Source organism: Corynebacterium tuberculostearicum, assembly GCF_032821615.1.
GTDB lineage: Bacteria > Actinomycetota > Actinomycetes > Mycobacteriales > Mycobacteriaceae > Corynebacterium > Corynebacterium tuberculostearicum_H.
On record NZ_JAVBIF010000011.1, the window covers coordinates 49,291 to 66,242 of the forward strand.

A 16,952-nucleotide genomic window follows, 5' to 3' on the forward strand; every position below is an offset into this window, starting at 1 on the left:
GTGAATAGTTACCGCCTCGGCGCCAGCCTGTTGGCAGCGCTCGCTCTGTTTACGGTGAGCGCTTGCTCTGGTGATCCTGAGTCCGAGAACGTCTCAGCACCCGCGACGTCCTCTCCAGCGCCCGACCCAGACTTAGTGCGCACTCAGCTTGATCGTGCAGTAGACAAGACCGCAAAGAAGTACCACGCCAAGGTTGGGGTTGCTATTTCGGCCGGCGATGACACCATTGCTGTGGGCGATAAAGGCAAAGGCCCTGTTTGGTCGACCATAAAGGTCCCTATCGCCATCGCGGCGCTGAAAGACGGCGCAGATAAGAGCTTGGTCGACCTGGCAATCAAGGAATCCGATAACGATGCCGCCTACGCCCTATGGTCGCAGGTGAAATGGCGCGAAGGCTCCGCCGATAAGGCAGTAGAGGAATTGCTCGAAGACTATGGATCACACGCGGATATCCATGACACCGCTTTTGGCTACTCCACGTGGTCATTGAAAGACCAAGCAGTCTTCGGTGCTGAATTGCCTTGCATTGAGGAGGCGGACTACGTCCACAAGGTGCTCAAAGACATTGTGTCCTGGCAGAAAATTGGCCTGTCGAAAGAGAAACGAACCCGCGCTAAAAGCGGCTGGGGCTTGGACGAGGACGACAATGAGTACACCTACCGCCAATTTGGAGTTCATGAGGTTGCCGGCAAGCGCGTCGGCGTCGCGTTATCTGTGGTTACAGATGGCGAGGATTATGCCAAAGCCGAGCCAGCGGTAAAGTATCTCGCCCATGAGTTAGTGGACATCGTTGATAAAGGGGTAGAGAAGGGCAACATTGAACCAGTTGCTCAATGCAAGGACAGCTAAGCGAGTTGCGATTTGGTGGAAAGGGTAGAAGCTGCTATCCTCAATGCCACTACCGCCCATGATGCCTTTTCGAGGTTCGTGGGTCACAAGCGGAGTCTCTCCCACCCGATGCCGCGAACACCGTTCGTAGGATAAAGGTAAAGGTAACCAAGCACTCGTGCTTGGCACTGTGAGAACTCCCGGCTGTCTTTGGCAGACCGGGTTTGATTCGTTTGTGGTCCCGGTAGGTGAACTACTTACTCATACACCCCCTAATCGAGGAGAACCACAATCAGCGCTGAAGCTCGCATCAATGAGCGTATCCGAGTACCCGAGGTCCGTTTGGTAGGCCCCGGTGGTGAACAGGTGGGCATCGTCCGTACCGATGATGCTCGCAAGCTTGCATACGAGGCTGACCTTGACTTGGTTGAGGTAGCCCCGAAGGCAAAGCCCCCAGTGGCCAAGATCATGGACTACGGCAAGTTCAAGTACGAGCAGGCTCAGAAGGCTCGCGAAGCCCGTAAGAACCAGCAGCAGACCGTGGTTAAGGAACAGAAGTTCCGCCCGAAGATCGATGATCACGATTATGAGACCAAGAAGGGTAACGTAGTTCGCTTCCTCGAGAAGGGATCCAAGGTCAAGGTGACCATCATGTTCCGTGGTCGTGAGCAATCGCGTCCGGAGCTGGGTTTCCGCCTCTTGGAGCGTTTGGCTGATGACGTCGCTGAAGTTGGCGTTGTTGAGTCCCGCCCCAAGCAGGATGGTCGCAATATGACCATGGTCTTGGGTCCGGTTCGCAAGGGCAAGAAGTAGACCAGATTCCACGTAGGATTTAAGGACTTAATACTCATGAAGCAGAAGACCCACAAGGGCACCGCAAAGCGTATCAAGGTGACCGGTTCCGGCAAGCTGCGCCGTGAGCAGGCTGGCCGCCGCCACCTGCTGGAGGGCAAGCCGTCCAAGCGTACCCGCCGTCTGAAGGGCACCGAGGCAGTCGCCCAGCCTGACACCAAGCGCGTCAAGCGCCTGCTCGGCCGCGCATAATAGCGCCGAATCAACCCACATCCGCCATCACAATTTGAATTAAGGAAGTATCACTGTGGCACGAGTAAAGCGCTCAGTTAACGCAAAGAAGAAGCGTCGCGCGATTCTGAAGTCCGCTAAGGGCTACCGCGGCCAGCGTTCCCGCCTGTACCGTAAGGCGAAGGAGCAGTGGCTGCACTCCATGACTTACGCTTACCGCGATCGTCGCGCTCGTAAGTCTGAGTTCCGTAAGCTGTGGATCCAGCGCATCAACGCTGCTGCCCGCATGAACGACATCACCTACAACCGTCTCATCCACGGCCTGCGCCTGGCTGAGATCGAGGTTGACCGCAAGATTCTGGCTGAGCTTGCTGTCAATGACTTCGAGGCATTCTCCGCACTGTGCGAGGCTGCTAAGGCTGCTCTGCCTGAGGACGTCAACGCTCCTAAGGCTGCCTAGTTACTAGGAATACAACGCCCGTTTCTCCGGCTTATGTGCCGGGCGAAGCGGGCTTTGTTCGTTTTACACTCTATCTGTCTAGTGAGCTCGGTCTCGCATGCTACATTGAGTCCAGACCACGAGTGACCCCGAGACCAAGGAGCAGATTCCCTGTGACAAACCCAAATGGTAGCTACCAACCAGAAAATGGCGAGTATTCTAGCCAGTCCTATGACAACAACCAGGGGCAGCAGTACAACCCCTATAACCAGCAGGCCGGTTACCAGCCGCAGTACAACCAGGGCTATGCACCACAACCGAATATGGGTTCCTATCCGGTGCAGCAGCAGTATGTGGCGCAGGGACAGCAAAAGTCTTGGATCGCGACTTTGCTTCTGTGCTTCTTCTTGGGCTTCTTCGGCGCGCATAACTTCTATACCGGTCGCACGACCTTCGGCGTAACGCAGCTGGTGCTTAATATCTTGGGCTGGGCTACTTTCTGGTTCTTGCTTGGATTCGCATTTTGGGCCATCGTCGGAATCTGGGTCTTCATTGAGTTCATCATGATCATTGCCGGCGCCGGTGATTACGATAAGGACGCCCGCGGCGTGCCACTAGCTAAGTAGCACTCAACATTGTGATCCTGTTGCCACACGGGCAACAGGATTTTTTGTTTTGCATACGCAGCTGGGTCTGAGTCTGGGGCTAGGCAACTAGTAGGTAGGGTAGGAGCCATGAATTTGGATTTTGACTCTGCCTTTACTGAACGAACTCCGCGCATTGTTAACGCAGCCAAGCTGCACCGTGCGGCTAACCGGAAGAAGGCGAAGCAATTCCTGATTGAGGGAGAAAACGCCGTCGATGCCGCGGTGTCTACAGGCGCGGCTGTCGATGTTTTCGTCACTGAAAAGGCCGCAGAACGCTTCGGTGACATTATTACCGCCTGTGGATACATGGGGGTGTACGTACATCCCATTACCGATAAAGCGGCTAAGCATTTATCTGATACCGCCACCACCACGGGGCTTTTCGCGCTGTGCAAGCCGGTGCTGTGGTCCGCGGGCAAAATCCTTAACGGCAAGCCAAATTTGGTCTCTGTTCCCGTGCTCACTTCGGAGCCGGGCAATGCAGGTACGTTGATTAGGACTTCCGACGCCATGGGAGCAGATGGAGTAATTTTTGCGGGCGAGACGGTCGATCCCCTCAGCTGCAAGGTAGCGCGCGCTTCGGCCGGCTCGCTGTTTCATGTCCCGGTAGCGCGAGACCCCAATATTAAGGACGTCTTGGGGCAGCTGCGTAAATCGGGCATGCAGATTGTGGCTACGGCCGCTGATGGGGAAGTAGACCTCGCAGAGGCAGATCTATCACAGCCAACGGCGTGGCTTTTTGGCAACGAGGCCCACGGGTTGGGCGAGCTACTGGAAGAAGCCGATATGCGGGTGCGTATTCCGCTGCGTGGGCGAGCAGAGTCACTCAACCTAGCGACCGCGGCGAGTATCTGTCTTTATGAGTCAGCGAAGGCCCAAGAACACAGCTAAGCAGATCTCCGAATGAAAAGGGGGTCCCTGGGGCGGTCGGACTAGCCGGGACAGAGTAAGATTGCACGCGTTAGTTTTCGCGCGAGAAGAAGGTACGAAGTACGTGTCCGATACACCGCAGATCGAATTGACCGAAGAGGCTCTTGGGGCCGCGGCCGATAAGGCTATCGCAGCCTTCGACGCAGCCGAAACGCTCGATGAGCTGGCTGCAGCCCGCCGCGAGCACCTAGGAGATGGCGGCTATATTCCGCAGGCTCGCCAGTCATTGGGGCAGCTGCCTAAGGACCAGCGCAAGAGCGCTGGCAAGGCTGTCAACATGGCCCGCGGCAAGATGGAAAAGCGCTTTGCCCAGGTTAAGGATGTCTTGGAGCAAAAGGCTCGCGAGGAGCAGTTGCGAGCAGAGACCGTTGACGTCACCATTCCCACCACCCGCACCCAGACTGGTGCCCTTCACCCAATTACCGCACTCTCTGAGCGCATAGCGGATATTTTCGTCGGTATGGGCTGGGAAATCGCGGATGGCCCCGAGGTCGAGGCGGAGTACTTCAACTTCGATGCTTTGAACTTTAAGCCGGATCACCCAGCACGTACCTTGCAGGATACGTTCCACGTCTCCGGCGAGGGCTCTAAGCAGGTGCTACGCACGCACACCTCTCCGGTCCAGGTCCGCACGATGCTGGAGCGCGATGTGCCGCTGTATATCGCTTGCCCAGGCCGCGTATTCCGCACCGATGAGCTGGATGCCACCCACACCCCGGTTTTCCACCAGGTAGAAGGTTTGGCCGTGGACAAGGGTCTGACCATGGCCCACCTGCGCGGCACCCTGGAGCACTTGGCCAAGGTGCTGTTCGGTCCGGAGACCACGACGCGCATGCGCGTGAACTACTTCCCGTTCACCGAGCCTTCTGCCGAGGTTGATGTGTGGTTCCCCAATAAGAAGGGTGGCGCTGGCTGGATCGAGTGGGGCGGCTGCGGCATGGTGAACCCCAATGTGCTGCGCGCCGTAGGCGTTGACCCAGAGGAATACACGGGCTTTGCCTTCGGTATGGGCCTCGAGCGCACGCTGCAGTTCCGCAATGGCTTGACCGATATGCGTGACATGGTCGAAGGCGATGTCCGCTTCACCCTGCCGTTTGGCGTACAGGCCTAAAACCCAGAAAGGATAGACACACTAATGCTTATTTCCCAAGACTGGGTCACCCGCATCCTGGGCGCTAAGAACCCTGGTTGGAACGTTTCCGCTGCCGATATGGACTCCGGATTCGTGCGCGTCGGTTTTGAAACCGAGGGCTATGCTGCCGTTCCGGAGAGCACCGGTCCGCTGGTCATCGGCCAGGTGGTAGAGATCGAGGAACTTACTCAGTTCAAAAAGCCCATCCGCTACTGCCAGGTGAATGTTGGCCAGGCTAATGGGACGGGTGAGCTCCAGAGCATCATTTGCGGTGCCCGCAACTTCCGCCTGAATGATTATGTCGTAGTAGCTCTTCCGGGCTCGGAATTGCCAGGGGGCTTTAAGATTGCGGCTCGCGAGACCTACGATCACATCTCCAATGGCATGCTGTGCTCCGGTGCTGAGCTCGGTTTGGGTGCACAGGCTAACGGCATCATCGTCTTGGGCGATGACGTCGCCGATAAGGTGGGCGAGGATGCTCGCCCGGTTATTGGGCTGCACGATACCGACTTTGACGTCAACATCACCCCGGATCGCGGCTACGCCCTGTCCGCACGCGGTTTGAGCCGTGAGATTGCCTCCGCTTTCGACCTGGACTTTGCCGATATTGCCGAAGATCCGTCAGTTGCTGGAATTGATACCTCTGCTGTTCCGGCGGCGCAGGGCTCGCTTATCGACGTCACTCTAGACCCCGCGACCAAGGCGCAGCGTTTCGGCCTCCGCAAAGTCAGCGGTATAGACCCGCAGGCGCGTACCCCGTTCTGGCTCGAGCGCGAGCTTATGCTCTGCGGCCAGCGCAGCGTCAACCTGCCCACGGACATTACTAACTATGTGATGTTGCTTTTGGGCGCCCCGATGCATGCATTTGACGCCAACGTTATCCAAGGAAATCTCGTTGTCCGTAATGCCAACGAAGGCGAGAAGTTTGAGACCCTGGATCACGTAAAGCGTGAGCTTTCTGCAGAAGATGTGGTCATCTGCGATGACAATGGCATCCAGTCACTGGCCGGAGTCATGGGCGGTACTACCTCCGAAATCTCGGCGGAGACCACTGATGTTGTCTTCGAATCCGCTATCTGGGATCCGATCACCGTGGCGCGCACCTCCCGCCGCCATAAGTTGTCGTCCGAGTCCTCCCGCCGCTTCGAGCGTGGCGTGGATCCAGCGGTCGTCGAGGTCGCTCTAGACACCGCATGTGCGCTCTTGCAGCAGCTGGCGGGCGGCACCATTGAGGAGGGCCGGCCGCTTATCGGGGACGTCGCCAAGCGCGAGCCTATTGCCCTGCGTACCGCAAAGGCTAGCGAGTATGCAGGCGTTGACTATTCCCGTGAAACCGTTATTTCCCGCCTCGAGGAAGTCGGTTGCGCTGTTGCCGATGAGGGCGAAATGCTGCAGGTAACGCCCGCTACGTGGCGCACCGACATCTCCATGGATGTAGACCTCATTGAGGAGGTCCTACGTCTGGAGGGCTTGGAGGACATTCCTACCGTCCTGCCTACTCCGGCCGGCGGTCGCGGTCTCACCCCAGCGCAGAAGCGTCGCCGCGCTATTGGCCACGGCCTGGCCTATGCCGGTTATGCAGAGGTATTGCCGGCTCCGTTCGTGGCGAACGACACCTTTGATGTGTGGGGCTTGGACAAGGATGATGCTCGCCGCCGCACCGTAGAGGTGCAGAATCCGCTTGAGGCAGATAAGGCCATCTTGTCCACGACTCTGCTCCCGAACATGCTGGAGGCCATCGGCCGCAATGTTGCGCGTGGCCGCAGCGACCTCGCCCTGTATGGTCTGCAGCAGGTGGCATTCAAGCGCGCCGAGGCATCGCCCATGCCTTCTGTAGAGGAGCGACCTGCTGAGCAGGTTGTTTCCGAACTTCTAGATACCCTTCCTGAGCAGCCGCTGCACGTTGCAACGGTGGCCACCGGCAATATTGAGCATGAGGGTCCGTGGGGCGAGGGTCGCGCATATAGCTACGCCGACGCCATCGAATCCGCCCGCCAGGTCGCGCGCGCCGCCGGTGTGGATATCGAGCTGGAGGCTGCGCACGTTCTGCCTTGGCACCCAGGCCGTTGTGCTGCCGTGAAGGTGGCTGGCACCGATGTGGTCTTGGGTCATGCCGGTGAGCTCCACCCGCAGGTCCTGGAGGCGCTGAACCTGCCGGCGCGCACCTGCGCCATGGAGCTGGACGTTACCGCTATGCCATTGGAAGAGAAATTCCCTGCGCCGGTACTGTCCTCCTTCCCAGCGTTGCACCAGGATATTGCGCTCGTGGTGGATGAAGACGTCCCAGCAGAGCACGTGCGCGCCACTGTGGAAGAGGGAGCAGGCGAACTCATCGAGTCCGTCGAACTCTTCGACATCTTCCGTGGCGAGCAGTTGGGCGAGGGCAAGAAGTCCTTGGCCTTCCAGCTTCTGTTCCGTGCAGCGGACCGCACGTTGACCGATGAGGAAGTCAACGAGCACCGTACGGCGGCAGCGGAGCTGGCTAAGCAGCGCTTGGGCGCAGAGATGCGCGCATAGCTTTCCCAAAAAAGGGGCGGTGAGATTTAGCTCACCGCCCCTTTTTCATACATTTTTCCGCTCCTGACGAAGCTTTAACCAGGCATTTTTCTAAATTGTATGAATAACATACGGTCGAGTGTATTTATTGCTATAGTCACCCCTATGACGATTTCAGTAGCAATTGCAGGCGCCACCGGATACGTGGATGCGGAATTTCTTGCGGAAGTTACCCATAAGGGTGACTATCTGCGGCAAGAGATTGAAAAATTGCCGCTTGTAGAACGCGTACGCGGCCGCGGCCTGATGCTCGGCATTGTTTTAGCACAACCGGTGGCTAAGCAGGCCGTGCGCGACGGGCTTGCACAGGGGCTCATCCTCAACGCACCCAGTGAGAATGTACTCCGCCTCACCCCGCCCTTGGTTATTTCCCAAGATGAACTAGACACAGCACTGACAACACTTCGGACGATAATGGAGGAACTGGCATGAGCCTGCGACACTTTCTGGCTGACGACGATCTCAGCCCACAAGAACAAGCAACCGTTTTGGACCTAGCTGAAAGGCTCAAGAAGGATCCCTTTGCGGAGTGCCCACTAGAGGGACCTAAGACCGTGGCGGTGCTTTTTGATAAAACGTCTACGCGGACCCGCTTTTCCTTTGAAACCGCAGTAGCGAATATGGGCGGCAAGGGCATTACCGTCGATACTTCTACGACTCAGATGGGCAAAGGGGAGTCCTACCAAGATACGGCCGCGGTGCTTTCGCGGTACGTGGAGGCAATCGTGTGGCGCACCTTTGACCATGACAACCTCCTCCAGATGGCGGAGACTGCGACCGTTCCTCTGGTCAATGCGCTTTCCGACGACCTGCATCCCTGCCAGATTCTGGCTGACCTGCTGACCTGTCGTGAGAATTTAGGTGACCTCAAAGGAAAAAGGCCGTCTACCTGGGCGATGGCGATAATAATATGGCTAACTCCTACATGATTGGTTTCGCCACGGCCGGCATGGACGTCTCTATTATCGCGCCCGAAGGATTCCAGCCGCGCCAGGAATTCGTCGACCGCGCGCGCAAGCGGGGCAACATCACCATTACCGATGACGTGGATGAAGTTGCAGGCGCAGACGTAGTCATCACCGATACTTGGATCTCTATGGGGCAGGAAAATGATGGCCGCGATAGGCGTACGCCGTTCCTGCCATATCAGGTTGATTCGACCATAATGAGCAAAGCGCATAAGGATGCAATATTCTTACATTGTTTGCCGGCGTACCGTGGAAATGAGGTCACGGCTGAGGTGATTGATGGACCACAGTCGCGCGTCTTTGATGAAGCGGAGAACCGCCTGCATGCGCAGAAAGCGCTTCTTGTCTGGTTGCTCGAAATAAATAAGGAGATCAACTAAGTAATGAACACCCCGACCACCCGCAATGCTCGGCAGGCCAAGATCTTGGAGATTTTGGATCGCAATCGCGTCACTAGCCAGGTGCAACTATCCGAGCTTCTTCTCGCAGACGGCATCGACATCACGCAAGCCACTTTGTCCCGTGACTTGGATGAGCTGGGGGCGAAGAAGGTAAAGCGCGATGGTGGCCGTTCCTACTACGTGGTCGGCGGTGAGCTGGAGCAATTTGAAGACCAGGTGGGCGGCCCCCGTGAAAAGCTGCGCCGCATGCTCGATGAGCTGGTGGTATCCCATGATTCTTCCGGCAATATAGCTATGCTGCGCACCCCAGCCGGCGCGGCCCAGTACCTTGCCAGCTTTATTGACAGGGTGGGGCTGCACGATGTCATCGGTTGCATCGCCGGAGATGACACCATCTTCGTCTTGGCGCGCGAGGGCGTCACGGGCGCAGATCTGGCGGTGACACTTACCACGCGAAATATTTAGACGGTGGTGGTGGCAATCCAGACCACCATCGTATATTATGTGCTTAGATGAATTGTTTCCAATAGAACAAGGAGATTAACCATGTCCGCACGCGTAGTCTTGGCTTACTCTGGTGGCCTTGATACTTCCGTTGCCATCCCATACCTGGCAAAAATGACCGGTGGTGACGTTGTCGCCGTTTCCCTGGATTTGGGCCAGGGTGGCGAAGATATGGAATCGGTTCGCCAGCGTGCACTTGACTGCGGTGCCGTAGAGTCCATCGTTATCGATGCCAAGGATGAGTTTGCAGAGGAATACTGCGTTCCCACCATCAAGGCAAACGGCATGTACATGAAGCAGTACCCGCTGGTATCGGCTATTTCTCGTCCCCTCATTACCAAGCACTTGGTGAAAGCGGCGCAGGAATTCGGCGGAACCCACGTCTCTCATGGCTGCACCGGCAAGGGTAATGACCAGGTACGCTTTGAGGTTTCCTTCCGCGCCCAGGATCCTTCCCTTGAAATCATCGCCCCTGCACGCGATTATGCGTGGACCCGCGATAAGGCCATCGCCTTCGCGGAAGAGATCAACCTGCCGATCGAGCAGTCTGCTTCCTCGCCATTTTCTATCGATCAGAACCTGTGGGGCCGCGCGGTAGAGACCGGTTTCCTTGAAGATCTGTGGAACCCGCCAACAAAGGATCTTTACGCCTATACCGAGGACCCAGGCCTGGGTAATGCCCCGGATGAAATCATCATCTCCTTTGAGAAGGGCATCCCGGTGGCAGTCGATGGCCAGAAGATGTCCCCGCTGCAGATTATTGAAGAGGTCAACCGCCGCGCTGGTGCCCAGGGCATTGGCCGTCTGGATATGGTGGAGGACCGCTTGGTGGGCATTAAGTCCCGTGAGGTCTATGAGGCTCCGGGCGCCATGGTCCTCATCCAGGCCCACGAGGCGCTGGAGGATGTCACCGTGGAGCGCGAGTTGGCCCGCTACAAGCGCTTGACCGATGCCCGCTGGTCTGAGGAGGTCTATGACGGCCTCTGGCACTCGCCGTTGAAGCGTTCCCTGGATGCCTTCGTTGAGGAGTCCCAGGAAAACGTCACCGGCGATATCCGCCTGAGCATGCATGCTGGTACCGCCACGGTCACCGGTCGCCGTTCCGGCCAGTCGCTGTACTCCTTTGACCTGGCTACTTATGACACTGGCGATACCTTCGACCAGACCGCTGCTAAGGGCTTTGTGCAGCTGCACGGCCTGTCCACCCAGATCTCCAACCAGCGTGATCGCGACGGTGGCTTCCCCACCAGCGCGCAGAAGTAGGAGCACATGGAACCGCATAAGACTAATGAGGGTGCCCTATGGGGTGGCCGCTTCTCCGGCGGACCGTCTGAGGCGATGTTTGCCCTCTCTGTATCCACTCACTTTGACTGGGTGCTGGCGCCATATGACGTACTAGCCTCCAAGGCGCATGCCAAGGTGCTGCACAAAGCGGGCCTGCTTTCCGACGTCGACTTGGACACCATGCTCTCCGGCCTCACCGAGCTAGGGGAGAAGGTGGCCTCCGGTGAGTTCCACCCAGCGCCCACGGACGAAGACGTCCATGGTGCGATGGAGCGCGGGCTCATCGAGATTGTGGGCCCAGAGGTAGGCGGTCGCCTGCGCGCTGGTCGTTCCCGTAATGACCAGGTCGCGACCCTGTTTCGCATGTGGGTACGTGATGCCATTCGCGATACCGCGGCTCAGGTGAGTGACTTGGTGGATGCCTTGGCTGATCAGGCAGCAGCACATCCGGACGCCATTATGCCGGGCAAAACTCACTCGCAGGCGGCACAGCCAATTCTGCTGGCGCACGAGCTTTTGGGGCATGCACAGCCACTTCTGCGCGATATTGAGCGTCTGCAGGACCTGGATAAGCGCTTGGCTGTATCACCCTACGGTTCTGGCGCTCTAGCCGGTTCCTCCTTGCAGCTAGATCCGGAAGCCATTGCGGAGGAACTCGGCTTTGATGCCGCCGCGGAGAACTCCTTGGATGGCACTGCGGCTCGTGACTTCGCCTCCGAGACGGCTTTCGTCTTGGCGCAGATTGCCGTCGACATGTCCCGACTTTCGGAAGAAATTATCTACTGGTGCACGCCGGAATACGGCTACGTCACCCTGGATGATGCATGGTCGACCGGCTCGTCCATCATGCCGCAAAAGAAGAATCCGGACGTTCCGGAGCTTACCCGCGGCAAGACTGGACGCCTTATCGGTAACCTCACTGGCCTCCTGTCTACGCTGAAGGCACAGCCGCTGGCCTATAACCGCGACCTGCAGGAAGATAAGGAGCCCATCGTTGATTCGGTGGCGCAGCTTAACCTGCTGCTGCCGGCAATGACCGGACTGGTGTCCACGCTGACTTTCCACGAGGACCGCATGCGCGAACTTGCCCCGCGCGGGTTCACGTTGGCTACCGACTTGGCCGAATGGATGGTTCGCCAAGGCGTTCCTTTCCGCGAGGCGCACGAAGCGTCCGGCGCCTGCGTGCGCATCGCTGAGGAGCGGGGAGTTGACCTAGTGGAGCTCACCGATGAGGAGTTGGCGGGCGTCGACAAGCGGCTAAAGCCTAGCGTCCGTGAAGTACTCACCATCGACGGGGCAGTGGCCTCTCGTGCCACCAAGGGCGGCACCGCTGGTGTCCGCGTGGCTGAGCAGCGCGAGACTGTCCGCCAGCGTGCCGCGGCTGCTCGCTCGTGGGCGCAGAAGCCGCTGCGCTAATTCTCGGTGCGCTTTAGAAACCGCATGGTCTTCGGCCATGCGGTTCTTTTTTATCTCGCTGCGGGGGTGGGAGATTGACCCCCATTCCCAACCTGTCAACTGCGTTGTTGAACACAATGGGGGTAGTGGTGACATGGGTAACAGTGTGGTGCGTTAGTATTCATGCAGGGAATGTGACCTAACAGACTCATTCACCGTAATGAAAGGACGATCTCTCCTATGACAGTAAATTCTCCGCCCACTCCAGCTGGGCCACACGAGAATGAAAAGGCGGTCTACGCCTCGGAAGACCATGGCCTGCAAAAGGGAATGGGCAATCGCCAGCTGCAGATGATTGCCATCGGTTCCGCAATCGGTACCGGCCTTCTCCTGGGCACCGGCGGCCGCCTGCAGGACGCAGGCCCCTTCCTCGCCGTGCTCTACCTCGTATGTGGCTTCTTCGGCTACATCATCTTGCGTTCACTTGGCGAGCTCATCGTCTATCGCCCCAGCTCCGGCTCCTTCGTGTCCTATGCTCGCGAGTTTTATGGCGAAAAGACCGCTTTCGTCACTGGCTGGTTGTACTGGGGAAACTGGGCCATGACCCTGGTGGCGGACGGCACAGCCGTCGCCATCTACATCAAGTGGTTTAGTCAGTACACGTCGTGGCTCGATGCCGTCCCGCAGTGGCTACTTGCGCTCGTGGTCATCTGCGGCATCCTCGTGTTCAATATGCTCTCGGTGAAGATCTTCGGCGAGCTGGAATACTGGTTCTCCTTGATTAAGATCGTCGCGCTGATCATCTTCATGTTGGTAGCCATCGGCGTCCTCATCTTTGGCCACCCGAGTGGCGACCCGACCGGCTTTAGTCTCATTTCTAACTCCGGCGGCTGGTTACCTAATGGCTTGATGCCAGCCGTGATCGTCGTCCAGGGCGTCGTCTTCGCCTATGCCGGCATTGAGCTCGTTGGTACCACCTCCGGCGAGACCAAGAATGTAGAAAAGCACATTCCGCGTGCAGTCAACAACGTGCTGCTGCGCATCCTGATTTTCTACTTCGGCTCCGTGCTGCTGCTCACGCTCGTGCTGCCGTACACCGACTACGTCGCTGATGTTTCCCCATTCGTGACCTTCTTTGAGTCCCTTGGCGTAGGAGCGGCGGCCCCGATTTTCCAGCTTGTCGTTATCACCGCTGCGATTTCCTCGCTCAACGCCGGCCTGTATTCCACCGGCCGCATTATGTACAACATGTCCACCTCCGGCTCCGGCCCGAAGTTCGGCGCTCGCATGTCCAAGTCTGGCGTGCCCTACGGCGGCATCGTCATGGCGGCCATGGTGGGCTTGGTAGGCGTCTTCCTCAACTATGTGGTGCCGGAGATGGCGTTTGAAATCGTGCTCAACCTGGCAGCCCTGGGCACATTGGCGTCCTGGGCGGCAGTTGCGCTCTCGCACCTCAAATTTGTGCGCCTGGCCAAGAGCGGAAGCTACACCCGACCGGGATACCGCTCGCCGTTTGGCGAAGGCGGAGACTGGGCAGTGCTCATCTTCATTGGCCTAGTCATTATCTTGATGGCCTTTGATTATCCAATCGGCACCTTTGCACTTGCATCGACCCTGCTCCTCGTTCCGGTCTTTATGGCAATGTGGTACGCATGGCGCGACCGCATTCGCGCCATCGCGGAAGAGAGGAAGGCCAAGCACCTGCCAACCTCCAGCTTCCCGGCTGCACCGCAAACAGACCTTCACCCAAAGAAATAGAAAGGAACTTTTATGAACCACGCAGTTAAGTTCGTAGATGTAGAGAATATGGCGCGCTGGATTCAGCGCGAAGGCGTAGAAAACATCATTACCGGAATGGTGGACTACCTCGAGGCCGACTACCGCGAGTGGGAGCGGTTCGACAAGATTCCGCGCGTTGCCTCCCACACCCCGTTCGGCGTTATCGAGCTCATGCCTACCTCCAATGGCAAGGAGTACTCCTTCAAGTACGTCAACGGTCACCCATCCAACCCGGCTCGCGGTTTCCAGACCGTTACTGCCTTTGGCGTGCTTGCCGACGTCGACAATGGTTACCCCACCTTCGAAGCCGAGATGACGCTGCTTACCGCACTGCGTACCGCCGCGACCTCCGCCATGGTGGCAAAGCACCTGGCACGCAAGGATTCCAAGCGCATGGCCATGGTCGGTGCGGGTTCCCAGTCCGAGTTCCAGGCACTTGGCTTCCGCGGCGTTATGGGTATTGAGGACATCACCATCTATGACATCGACCCTGAGGCGGTAGAAAAGTTCAAGCGCAACTTGGAGCCACTGGGCTTTAATATCACTGCTTGCTCCAGCGTCGACGAGGCGGTTTTGGGTGCAGACATCATCACCACCTGTACCGCAGACAAGGCTCAGAACCAGATTCTGGCTGAGCGCCACGTCGCCCCGGGCGTCCACCTCAATGCCGTTGGCGGTGACTGCCCGGGCAAGACCGAGCTGGAGAGCTCCATCCTGGACAAGTCCAAGGTCTTCGTAGAGTTCCCAGAGCAGACCCGCATCGAAGGTGAAATCCAGCAGAAGCCGGAAGACTTCCCGGTTGTCGAGTTCTACCAGGTGCTCACCGGTCAGGCCACCGGCCGCGATGACGATGAGCAGATCACGCTCTTCGACGACGTCGGATTCGCCATCAACGACTTCTCCGCCCTGCGTTACCTGCGCGATTCTGTCAAGGGCACCGACCTGGAGTCCGAGATCGACATCATCGCCAACCCGGATGACCCGAAGGATCTCTTCTCCCTGGTTGCAAACGTTCCCTCCCTGCTCTAAGTCGAAGGTGGGGTAGAGGGATCCAACTTCTTCCTCTACCCGCTAAGATAAGACGCATGAGTCTTGACCCGAAGTTGCTAGAGGTCCTTGTCTGCCCGCAAGACAAGGGCCCTTTGACATATCTGGAAGATAAACAGGTCCTCGTCAACGAGCGGCTGGGCATTGCCTATCCCATTGAGGATGACATCCCAGTCATGCTTGTAGACCACGCCCAGAAATGGCCAGCTTAACTTCGACTTTTAGAAAGACCCCCATGAATATCATCGATGAACTGCAATGGCGCGGACTGATCAATCAGTCCACCGATCTTGAGGCCCTGCGCGAGGCATGTGAGAACCCCATCGCGCTGTACTGTGGGTTCGACCCCACGGGCGACTCCCTCCATGCAGGCCACTTGGTCCCACTTATCATGCTGCGCCGCTTCCAAAACGCCGGCCACCACCCAATCGCATTGGCGGGTGGCGCAACTGGCTTTATTGGTGATCCCCGCGACGTCGGCGAGCGCTCCATGCTGAGCGAGGAAGACTTGGCCCACAACCTTGAAGCCATCAAGGGGCAGCTGCGTCGCTTCATCGATTTCGACGGCGAGCAGGCTGCCACCATGGTCAATAACGCCGATTGGACCATGAACATGTCCGTCATCGACTTTTTGCGTGACGTAGGAAAGAACTTCTCCCTTAATACGATGCTGGATCGCGATACCGTCAAGCGGCGCCTCGAGGGCGACGGCATTTCCTACACCGAGTTTTCCTACATGCTCCTGCAGTCCAATGACTTCGTGCAGCTCCGGCGCGAGCGCGATTGCGTATTGCAGATCGGCGGCGGTGACCAGTGGGGCAATATCGTCTCTGGCGTAGACCTAAACCGTCGTATCGATGGCGCCAAGGTCCATGGCCTTACGGTGCCTCTGGTTACCGACGCCTCCGGACAGAAGTTCGGCAAGTCCACTGGCGGCGGAAAGCTTTGGCTCGATCCGGAGAAAACTTCCGCATACTCCTGGTACCAGTACTTCCTCAATGCAGGAGACTCTGTAGTTATTGACTACCTGCGCTGGTTCACCTTCCTGACGCAGGAGGAAATCGCCGAATACGAGCGTGCGGTAGAAGAAGAGCCTTATAAGCGCGCCGCTCAGCGCCGCCTGGCGCAAGAGATGACCGATCTGGTTCACGGTGAAGAGGCAACCAAGGCTGTCGAGCTTGCCGCTCAGGCGCTATTCGGCAAGGCCGAACTTTCCGAGCTGGATGAGAAGACCCTTGCCGGCGCGCTCTCTGAAACCACTGTCGCCGAAGTTGCCGCCGGCGAACCGCGCACCATTGTTGACCTTCTCGTGGCTAGCGGCTTGGCGGATTCCAAGGGTGCTGCTCGCCGCACCATTAAGGAAGGCGGCGCATACGTCAATAATCAGCGCATCGAATCGGCAGAGTGGGAGCCGTCTGCAGAAGACCTCCTGCATGGAAGCTGGCTGGTGCTGCGGCGAGGCAAGAAGAACTTCGCTGGCGCTAAATTGAGCTAAACAGCAGTAGATGACGTCCGTTCCACTCGTTGGAAGGGCGTCATTTTTCAATTTTTGTACGCTGTACTGCGGGTTTGTGTTGTTTGGCGGAGTTGGACTACATTAATCCAAGTCGCCGCGAGGTAGCCGGTTGGTTACTTTTAAGCGAATTTTGTACGGACTTGGTTCGATGATTTGACTTGGTTCATTTGGTTGAGTAAGTTTGTACGAGCCGCCAACGAGAGGTTAACGGGAAGTTAATTTTCTTGTGGTGTGCGGATGATGTTTGAGAACTCAATAGTGTGCCAATGTACTTTTTATTTTTTGTGTGCATGGTTGTGTGTTGATTGGTTTGTCTGCCAATGAGCCTTTAGGTGGTTTGTTGGTTGGTGTGTGCCGGTTGGGTATGTGAAACGCGTACCTATTTGAATGCTGTTTGGTGTTTCGGCTGCATTGAGATGGATTGGTTGGCATGTGATTGTGTTCAACTTTTTTGGTTTCCTCTTTTTGACCCCGTCGGGTTGAGGGAACTGTATTTTTTCTTT

At 57.4% G+C, this 16,952-nt stretch carries 16 protein-coding genes and 1 pseudogene; all 17 read left to right on the top strand.

Annotated features, from left to right (window positions below; translation table 11 throughout):
- The 17 genes and pseudogenes from RAE09_RS08690 to tyrS all read left to right on the top strand — a co-directional run bounded on the left by RAE09_RS08690 (position 1) and on the right by tyrS (position 16,428).
- Positions 1 to 849, top strand: a complete 849-nt coding sequence (locus tag RAE09_RS08690; RefSeq protein ID WP_316981481.1) for a serine hydrolase — start codon at positions 1 to 3, stop codon at positions 847 to 849.
- Positions 850 to 1,119: 270 nt separating this feature from the next.
- Positions 1,120 to 1,641: a translation initiation factor IF-3 gene (infC, locus tag RAE09_RS08695; RefSeq protein ID WP_080970442.1), complete on the top strand. Its 522-nt coding sequence runs from the start codon at positions 1,120 to 1,122 to the stop codon at positions 1,639 to 1,641.
- Between the two features lie 36 nt (positions 1,642 to 1,677).
- Entirely contained in the window at positions 1,678 to 1,872 is a 195-nt protein-coding gene (gene rpmI, locus RAE09_RS08700) for a 50S ribosomal protein L35 (protein ID WP_005323265.1), read from the top strand.
- Between the two features lie 55 nt (positions 1,873 to 1,927).
- Positions 1,928 to 2,311 (top strand): 50S ribosomal protein L20, encoded by a 384-nt coding sequence (rplT, locus tag RAE09_RS08705; protein WP_005323264.1) that lies wholly within the window; start codon positions 1,928 to 1,930, stop codon positions 2,309 to 2,311.
- Between the two features lie 152 nt (positions 2,312 to 2,463).
- Positions 2,464 to 2,916 carry an NINE protein gene (locus RAE09_RS08710; RefSeq protein WP_179386453.1) on the top strand — a complete coding sequence of 151 codons (453 nt, stop codon included), beginning with the start codon at positions 2,464 to 2,466 and terminating at the stop codon, positions 2,914 to 2,916.
- 108 nt (positions 2,917 to 3,024) lie between these two features.
- A complete protein-coding gene (locus RAE09_RS08715; protein WP_316981482.1) occupies positions 3,025 to 3,828 on the top strand; it encodes a TrmH family RNA methyltransferase in 804 nt (267 codons plus the stop codon).
- A gap of 103 nt (positions 3,829 to 3,931) precedes the next feature.
- Positions 3,932 to 4,978, top strand: a complete 1,047-nt coding sequence (pheS, locus tag RAE09_RS08720) for a phenylalanine--tRNA ligase subunit alpha (RefSeq protein WP_005327862.1) — start codon at positions 3,932 to 3,934, stop codon at positions 4,976 to 4,978.
- 24 nt (positions 4,979 to 5,002) lie between these two features.
- On the top strand, positions 5,003 to 7,516 hold the full coding sequence (gene pheT, locus RAE09_RS08725; protein WP_316981483.1) for a phenylalanine--tRNA ligase subunit beta: 2,514 nt from the start codon (positions 5,003 to 5,005) through the stop codon (positions 7,514 to 7,516).
- A 144-nt stretch (positions 7,517 to 7,660) separates the two neighbouring features.
- Positions 7,661 to 7,987, top strand: coding sequence for an aminotransferase class III-fold pyridoxal phosphate-dependent enzyme (locus RAE09_RS08730; protein WP_005327867.1), 327 nt, complete (start codon positions 7,661 to 7,663; stop codon positions 7,985 to 7,987).
- Positions 7,984 to 8,903, top strand: a pseudogene (argF, locus tag RAE09_RS08735) (ornithine carbamoyltransferase). Before RAE09_RS08730 ends, argF begins: the two are co-directional and overlap by 4 nt.
- A gap of 3 nt (positions 8,904 to 8,906) precedes the next feature.
- Positions 8,907 to 9,389 carry an arginine repressor gene (locus RAE09_RS08740; protein WP_005323257.1) on the top strand — a complete coding sequence of 161 codons (483 nt, stop codon included), beginning with the start codon at positions 8,907 to 8,909 and terminating at the stop codon, positions 9,387 to 9,389.
- An 81-nt stretch (positions 9,390 to 9,470) separates the two neighbouring features.
- On the top strand, positions 9,471 to 10,691 hold the full coding sequence (locus RAE09_RS08745; protein WP_150850449.1) for an argininosuccinate synthase: 1,221 nt from the start codon (positions 9,471 to 9,473) through the stop codon (positions 10,689 to 10,691).
- A gap of 6 nt (positions 10,692 to 10,697) precedes the next feature.
- Complete coding sequence (gene argH, locus RAE09_RS08750; protein ID WP_316981484.1) at positions 10,698 to 12,128, top strand: argininosuccinate lyase; 1,431 nt, start codon at positions 10,698 to 10,700, stop codon at positions 12,126 to 12,128.
- Positions 12,129 to 12,347: 219 nt separating this feature from the next.
- The gene (locus RAE09_RS08755) at positions 12,348 to 13,865 is read left to right on the top strand and encodes an amino acid permease (RefSeq protein WP_250412260.1); all 1,518 of its coding nucleotides are present in this window, start codon (positions 12,348 to 12,350) and stop codon (positions 13,863 to 13,865) included.
- Between the two features lie 12 nt (positions 13,866 to 13,877).
- On the top strand, positions 13,878 to 14,915 hold the full coding sequence (locus RAE09_RS08760) for an ornithine cyclodeaminase (protein WP_005323253.1): 1,038 nt from the start codon (positions 13,878 to 13,880) through the stop codon (positions 14,913 to 14,915).
- A gap of 56 nt (positions 14,916 to 14,971) precedes the next feature.
- Positions 14,972 to 15,145, top strand: coding sequence for a Trm112 family protein (locus tag RAE09_RS08765; RefSeq protein ID WP_005323252.1), 174 nt, complete (start codon positions 14,972 to 14,974; stop codon positions 15,143 to 15,145).
- A gap of 23 nt (positions 15,146 to 15,168) precedes the next feature.
- Positions 15,169 to 16,428 (top strand): tyrosine--tRNA ligase, encoded by a 1,260-nt coding sequence (tyrS, locus tag RAE09_RS08770; RefSeq protein ID WP_005323249.1) that lies wholly within the window; start codon positions 15,169 to 15,171, stop codon positions 16,426 to 16,428.
- Positions 16,429 to 16,952 lie beyond the last annotated feature (524 nt).